8 protein-coding genes are annotated in these 7,488 nt (G+C 44.4%); 5 read left to right on the forward strand and 3 right to left on the reverse strand.

All coding sequences use genetic code 11. The features are described from left to right. Positions 1–453: 453 nt before the first annotated feature. Entirely contained in the window at positions 454–1,758 is a 1,305-nt protein-coding gene (locus KIV40_RS24900; RefSeq protein WP_285351861.1) for a ferric reductase-like transmembrane domain-containing protein, read from the forward strand. A 76-nt stretch (positions 1,759–1,834) separates the two neighbouring features. Here KIV40_RS24900 and KIV40_RS24905 read toward each other — a convergent pair whose 3' ends face one another. After that, the gene (locus KIV40_RS24905) at positions 1,835–3,166 is read right to left on the reverse strand and encodes an MFS transporter (protein ID WP_285351862.1); all 1,332 of its coding nucleotides are present in this window, start codon (positions 3,164–3,166) and stop codon (positions 1,835–1,837) included. Between the two features lie 114 nt (positions 3,167–3,280). Then, complete coding sequence (locus KIV40_RS24910; RefSeq protein WP_285351864.1) at positions 3,281–4,072, reverse strand: CLCA_X family protein; 792 nt, start codon at positions 4,070–4,072, stop codon at positions 3,281–3,283. 303 nt (positions 4,073–4,375) lie between these two features. Here KIV40_RS24910 and KIV40_RS24915 point away from each other — a divergent pair, with 303 nt between their 5' ends. Beyond that, complete coding sequence (locus KIV40_RS24915) at positions 4,376–5,377, forward strand: metal-dependent hydrolase (RefSeq protein ID WP_285351866.1); 1,002 nt, start codon at positions 4,376–4,378, stop codon at positions 5,375–5,377. A 17-nt stretch (positions 5,378–5,394) separates the two neighbouring features. On the opposite strand, the gene KIV40_RS24920 is transcribed toward KIV40_RS24915, so the two are convergent. Next, positions 5,395–5,790, reverse strand: coding sequence for a hypothetical protein (locus KIV40_RS24920; RefSeq protein WP_285351868.1), 396 nt, complete (start codon positions 5,788–5,790; stop codon positions 5,395–5,397). Between KIV40_RS24920 and KIV40_RS24925 the strand changes: the two genes are divergently transcribed. From KIV40_RS24925 to KIV40_RS24940, 3 genes are all read left to right on the forward strand, one after another. Further along, positions 5,676–5,987, forward strand: coding sequence for a hypothetical protein (locus KIV40_RS24925; protein WP_285351873.1), 312 nt, complete (start codon positions 5,676–5,678; stop codon positions 5,985–5,987). The two genes, KIV40_RS24920 and KIV40_RS24925, sit on opposite strands and share 115 nt — an antisense overlap. Before the next feature lie 528 nt (positions 5,988–6,515). Then, entirely contained in the window at positions 6,516–6,707 is a 192-nt protein-coding gene (locus KIV40_RS24935) for a hypothetical protein (protein ID WP_285351869.1), read from the forward strand. A gap of 110 nt (positions 6,708–6,817) precedes the next feature. Continuing rightward, positions 6,818–7,276 carry an exoribonuclease R gene (locus KIV40_RS24940; protein ID WP_285351871.1) on the forward strand — a complete coding sequence of 153 codons (459 nt, stop codon included), beginning with the start codon at positions 6,818–6,820 and terminating at the stop codon, positions 7,274–7,276. Positions 7,277–7,488: the final 212 nt, after the last annotated feature.

The raw sequence follows: 7,488 nt of genomic DNA on the forward strand, positions 1-7,488 counted from the left end.
GAGCGCCACCTTAGCTTTAAATTCGGGTGAGTGGTTTCTACGTTTTCTAGTCATAATCTGTTCCAGTATTTTTAGGTACTATACAAACAGATCAATCACTTAAAGTCATGTCCGAAAATTGGGGGCCACTTCTCTTGGATGGCTCAATACACCAAATGCGGTCAAGGCCGAACATAAGATTAACTTTTTCATTGGTTTCTCCTTAAGCTCTCATTTCACCAGAGAGAATTCTTTCGTTGGCGTCTCCATAGTGTAGGTGGTGACGTAAAAGAAATGTGAATATGCCCCTTGAAAGGCATTCGTTCTAAAAACACACATTTTGTCGCGTCGGGGACTGGCGAAAAAAAGGGGGGATCGATTCAGGAAGTACGGGACGTTTCGGCTCTACAAGTTTTTCACATTTCTATTGGTAGTTTGGCGACAGTTAAAATCATGATGGATTGAAGTCGCCGTATGAACAGAAATTTGATGCTCAACTTTGGCATTGTATTCGTTGCTTTACTAATCCCTTACTCGGTGCTGCAAATAGGCACGCCAACACTAGAGTGGTCAATGTTTTGGCAGGTGCGCACTTATTTGGTCAACTACAGTGGCATCGTCTCAATGATCTTGATGTCGTTGTGCGTGATTCTATCTGTGAAGCATTGGCCGTTGGAACGCTGGTTTGGGGGACTAGATAAGCAATATCGTCTGCACAAATACCTTGGGATCTCTGCGGTGTTTTCCGCTTTGTTCCACTGGGGCGCATTTTTAAGTGATGATTTCGCGTTGGATTTTGGTTACGTTGAGCCAAAGAATGAGACCTTTCCATTTTGGAAGCTGATTGATGCATTGGGTGATCAGGCACAGTTGATTGGTGAATATGGCTTCTATCTGTCGGCTGCTTTTGTTTTGATTGCGTGGGTTAAGAAGTTCAAACACAACCTCTTTCAGCTTACTCATAAAGTCTTTCCATATCTTTACCTGCTTTTAGAGCTGCATATGGTGATGTTCTTTGATGCAAGCTTATGGTTAACCGTTACCGGAGCTATTCTTCTGTTGGTCAGCGGGTTAGCAACGGTAGGATGCTTGATTACCGTCTTAGGTTTGAATGGTAAGAAGAAACGTTATCCCGCCAAGGTTAGTAGTATCAAATCAATCAACGGCGGAGTTGAAGTGGAGGTTAAAGTACTTGAGCCTCAGTTTACGTATCAGCCGGGTCAGTTTGCATTCATCGGATTTGACGATAAAGAACGGCCACATCCATTTAGTTTGGCGTCAGCTCATAACGAAAACGGCCAAGTGCGATTACTAATCAAAGCCAATGGTGATTACACGCTTTCATTAATCGAAACGCTTGAAGTCGGACAATCAGCTCAGATAGAAGGCCCATACGGTTGTTTCAATTTCCAAGATGATACAGAGCAACAAATTTGGTTTGCGGCGGGTATCGGCATCGCGCCATTTTTAACCGCAATTGAAGCGATAGGGACAACAAAGTCCGTAACGCTTTTCTACAGCTATCGAGAAGAAGACAAGGTGCTTCTGGATGAACTACAACGCAGAGCAAAGGAAGCGGGCGTAAAGCTATACATGAGAAATACAAGTGAAGAAGGGCGTTTCACCAACACGGAAGTCATTGAGCGCATAACAAATATACAGCACAGCAGTGTATGGTTCTGTGGGCCTTCCGAATTAGGTAAGACGCTTGAGAAAGCATTTATCAATATCGGTCTACCAGCCAAGTCGTTTCATCGAGAGCTGTTTGAGTTTAGATAGAACTAACTGAAATCCGGGCCAATAATCAATAAGGCGAACCAAATGGCTCGCCTTATTTTATTTTTGCTGCAAGGGCTTAGAAGATCGCCTGTTTTTTATCTTTGATATAGAAATAGACGCTGATAGCGATAAACAAGAACGTGAAATAGTAGAAGAACGAAGACAGCGATGCGATAAAGTCGATGTGTTGTTCTATCTGTGCTTCGGTATAGTTTTGCGAGAGCAACTTGTAGTAGTAGGCATAGAGCATACCGATCAAACCGTAGCCCAAGTTGAACATCAAACCTTTGAAGCTTAATACCGTTGCTCGGTTATGTGACTCGGTCTTTTTGTTCAGGTGGTAACTGATGAAGATGTTCATCGTCATGATAATAAAGATCAGAATCAGCGCAGGAATTACCCCATAAATCGACCAGCCCATACTAATCCAATAGTAAGTTGCCATTGTGGCCATTCCCATGACTAAGATAAACGTCTTCGGCGCCATGCTTTCTGCCAATCGGCGGCTTTGATCAGCCAAGATGATCTGCAATAAGCTAATGCCAGCCCCGATAAAACCGAAGTAAATAATTGGAATATCAATTGCGCGATAGTACTGACTGTTCATGGTTAAAAACATACGCGAAGTGTGTTCGAACAAACTGTAATAAAGCAAGATAAACAGTACGTAAGGCGTAGACAGTACCCATTTCGCTGTGTTTAGCGTCAGTTTTATACTTGCTATGGTCGAAGCTAATTTATTCTCGTTGCTAGGAATAACCCTTTTTGCTTCTCTCATGCCCAGCGCCGCGTAGATGGCAATCAACGCAACAAGCAATGTCGCGTAAACAGGGATGCGCATGATGTCTCGGGTCGTTTCTGGCTCTGCCAGTCCAAGGAAATGATACACCGACGCCATAAAGTTAACGTCGTACATGGCTGCCCCCAATAGTGTGACAACAATACCAACGCTTGACGAAAGGCGAAGTTGAATCTGCAATACACGTGGCCACAGCTCCTCTTTGCCTTGTTCTTTTAACGTATCGTACGCCAATGCTTCATCGGCGCCGCTGGCCAACGCCATCGCTAAGCCGCTCAATACTCGGTTAATCAAAAACACAATGAAAACAAAAGTGGGGTTCCCAGTTGGGACAAAGGCGATCATTGCGATTTCGATGAACATGACGAGCGATGATAAAACCACCAGTCTTTTACGACCTAGCGTATCAGCGAAGGCGCCAGACGGTACTTCAGCTAAAACAATGGTCGCCGCCCACACGACATTGAGCATGGCAAACTGAGAAAGTGTTAACCCGTAGTCCAAATAGAGCAGGGTAAATACGGGATAATAGAAGCGAGCAAAATAGCTGGTTCGGAACATAAGGAAACAGCGGACATTGCGAATTTTTAGAATTTCTTTTGACGTCATGAAATATTCAGTAGCTTGAATAACATAATGTTATGTATAAACCTTTTTGAGATTGATGGGAAAGGTTTATGCTCAAACTGCGCGAGATAATGATGAATAGTCGCTATACACGTATCAACGACTTAGGGCATCTCCCAAAGGGCGAAAGTACGCTTGCAGTGCGTCATTAATGACATGTCTGTGCGCTATATCGGGATAGAGGGGTAAGGTGTCAGGCTTGGTTGTGCCCGAAACTAGATAAGCGTTCTCTATACCAGAGCATGACTCTACGACGGCCTCAAAGGCTCTTGCCATCATCTCAGTAGGCTGTGAAAAGTAGCTCGATCCCATTGCTTGGTCTGCTTTTACACTTCGAGACACATAATCGTGTCTATCCTGGCCGTCTGGCGTGAGCAATGTGGCGTCAAATATCTTAAGCAATCGCTCATTGAGTGGGTGCGGAAAATGATCGGCATTTTGGAGCCAACAATCGCTGGCGAAAATCGTCTTACGCTGAGGGCCGGAACGGTCGCCAATATCAAACGCCTTTTCAGCAATGTAGTGGTCAAATGCGTGCCAAAACTCATGGGCCAGTGCTCCGGCTCCTGCGTTTTTCGCTAATGCCAATTCGCGCTGATTCGGAGCGTAATGCGCTTGAACGCCTTTTCGTCCCCCAGTTCCGAAAGCAATGTTTAGGTTGCCACGAAGACCAATAGCAGAAGGTGGCAGCGCCAATATAAACGCCAAGTCTGCTAAAGAATCGAAGATCAAGTTCGCGGCGAGATCTTTTTCTTCCTTGTTCACCCACTTACCAATACGAATACCGCCGATGCCAAACGTCTCTTTGATGTCGATGAACGACACTTGGTCGCCGTGACGATAATCAGGGCCTTTACGCGTTTTGAATTTAAAGCTGGTTAGCTGCAAGAGATGCCTCGACAATGGTACAGGTTGAGTGATGTAGACGTTTATACTCCAAATATTGGATGCGGGATTATACCTGATTAGAAGACTCATAGAGAGACTGACATAAGTTGAAGCGTCAAACCCTACCTCTGAGTCGTATTTAAGACAAACTCGCGAACAAACCTAAGCCATCTACACTAAAACTAACGCGTTATTTTTCAATCGCTTTCGGCGTGATGGATTAAAACCAGTCCTTTTATTTAAATACGGAGATTTTATGGGGCAAAGATTTCTCGTTTTTAAGCACAGCAGAGTGAACAAACCGTGGATCCATTAACTCAAGGATTAGTTGGGGCATCCTTGTCCCTGTCAGCGGGTAAAAAGCAGCATCTAGTGGCTGCTGGTGCACTTGGCTTACTTGCAGGCATGGCGCCAGACTTGGACATATTGATCCGATCAACCAAGGATCCATTGCTGTTTTTGGAATTTCACCGACAGTTCACACATTCACTTTTCTTTATCCCTATTGGAAGCTTTATCTGTGCCCTGATATTACATCCACTTATTGCTAAAAAAGGTAGATTATCCTTCAAACAAAGCTGGTGGTACTGCGCATTAGGTTACGCTACGCATGGCTTATTGGACGCATGTACCAGCTACGGGACCCAGCTCTTATGGCCGTTCACCGATACCCGTTATTCTTGGAGTACGGTTTCCGTGATTGACCCTCTTTTTACCTTACCAATCTTGTTCACTTTGATACTTGGCCTGATGAAGCGTAACCCTTGGTATCCGCGTATTGCTGTAGTTTGGGCGCTTGTTTATCTCACATTTGGCATGTATCAAAGAGACCGAGCAGAAGAGGCAGGTTGGGCGTTAGCTGAAGCAAGGCGGCATACACCCCAACGATTAGAAGCCAAACCCACGTTCGCAAATACCTTGGTTTGGAAAGTCATCTACGAAACCGAACACCATTACCACGTTGATGCCATAAGAGCAGGGAGGTCAATAAAAACGTATACCGGAGAATTCATTGCCAAGTTGAATGTGGCTGCAGATTTTCCATGGTTGGATCCTGCATCGCAGCAAGCCAAAGACATTGAACGATTTCGTTGGTTTTCTGATGGATTCATCGCCAGAGACCCAAACAAGGGATTGCGAGTCATTGACGTGCGTTACTCTATCGTACCAAATGAGATCAACGCTTTGTGGGGGATTGAGTTATCAGAGATAGCCGATAAAGGTACGCATGTAGAACACACCACACATCGCGACAGCTCTCAGCAATCAAGGCAAGCTTTTATCGAGATGTTGAAAGGCGATTAACCGAACGACACCACAAGTTACGACGTGTATTGAAAGTCTTTAATCAGAGTCGGTTTGTGTGAAAAAAAGAGCCGGCTAAACAGAGATTTATATTCCCATCCCCGCGACAGTAACCGCTTAGCCAGATGTCGGTTTTCAATGATAGCGACTTCAACGCCTTGATACTCGTACGGGTGATCTCTAACGTAACTAAGAAACGATGTAAAAACACCTTGTCCTCTGATCTTGGGAGCGAAGTTAACTGAAACAATCGAAAAGCGTTGGCTGCCTACTGAGCAATGAACGAAGCAGCTCCCTAATGGGTGAGAAATGGTCTCTGAGAACTCAGGGAAAGGGCGAGATTCTAGGTCCTGTGACAGTTTGTCGTATTGGTTGCACAAATGTTCAAGTAGTTGTTTCGCATCGCTATTCATGTCGTTCTCACTCACGTGTTATTGGGGGTGACGGCATTGGTTTCGTTACTATTTTAAGCACAGCAATGAGCACAAAACGCGGTGAAGTTTCCGCAGTGTCATTTCCTCTTTTTGAAGTTTTAGTGGTTTCAAGTGAAGCTTATAGAGCTCTATATGGAATGGGGCTGGGAAGTTTTGCTACTCTAAAGGCGGGATAGTATTAAGAAGGACGTTTGAAGATGGTGCTCAAGAGCAACAATTATTCTGTGCCGATCCTTTACTCATTGCACAATTGCCCCTACTCGATTCGATCTCGACTTGCATTGTTCAAAGCCCAGCAACGCGTCTTAATGCGTTCCATTTAGCTCAATAACAAACCATTGGAGATGTTAGAAGCTTCACCGAAGGGAAGTGTGCCTGTATTCGTGATTTCTTACCCGAACTTAAAAGCGTGGTTGAACGGTTATATTCAGAGCTCTCAGTTCTCCAAAGTGATGAAAAGCTATGACTTGTGGCTCGAAGAACGGCGAGATGAGTTTTTTGGGAGTTAAGGTGCGGCACTTAAGATTTATGTAGCCAAAATCGCTAAGCGCACCCTCACATTTGCAATATTAGCTTACTCGTCCACGCATTGACGGCTAACCCCAAGACGCGCATTCTTTTACGTTCACTCAGGGCCGGTTTGCCCTTGTTGGCAAGTAGATTGATCGTTGTTTGCTGTGCTTGTATTGGAATGGGTAGATCGTATGAACAAAATTATTATGTTGGTGATGGGGCTGTTTTTTACCAGTCGTTTATTTGCAAGTATTGTCCCTCATGCTAGCCAGCTAGAACACGATGCACCTATTCTGCTTCGTTCAGCATTAATTGTTGGCATTGCGGGATTCCTTGTTTGGAAAGTTTTCCAGTATTTTCAGAAGAGCAAATCTTCCGATTAACCTCTCTTATGTGCGTTTGTTTTTTCATCAAAGATAATAAACGCTGGTAATTGAAGCCACAGTCTTTAGAATGCGCACCCTAAAAGTGATAAATAATGTAGAGTGATTTTATGCTTCGTGATTACACATTCGATTGTCTAGTGACTATGCCACGCCATGAACTGGAAGAGTTCAGTGCGCGCATGATCAGCAAAATGGTACCAGAAGACGTGATGAACGAGCTGTTTACCTTTGATCAGGAAGAAGTAGACAGTGAAGACCGCATGTTGTCGGCGCGCCTAGATGCGATGTTACGTATGACAGCAATCGCGCTAAGTGAAATTCAACAAGCGTTTGATGAATCTGATAACGCGAAGCAAAACAGCGAGCGAATGACGCGTCTAGTCCTTTGGCACTTCTACGCAATTTCATTCCGTCTTGAAGAAGCAATTACACTGGAAACCCATTGTGAACAAGTAGAAAAGCTACTAGAAAACACACCAACAGATGTTTTCGCTTGGGTGAAAACTCTGACAGAGCTTCTGCACACATACGCAGAGATCAACGCGAAAGAAAACCCACAAGATTAATCTGGGTTGCCAAATTCAACATAACACATATGAGCCTTCTGCCTGTCAATAGGCAACAACATCCTATTGGCTGCGTGAGCAGCCAATGCTCTTCGAACAACAAAGTTATCTACTTCGCTTTGTCATTTCGGTCATCAAGCATTGCTTACGACAAACACATATTGAGGATCTCTTATTGCGGTCTCGCCGCTGCCAACCATTATTGGTTGGGT

The organism is Vibrio sp. D173a (genome assembly GCF_030248475.1).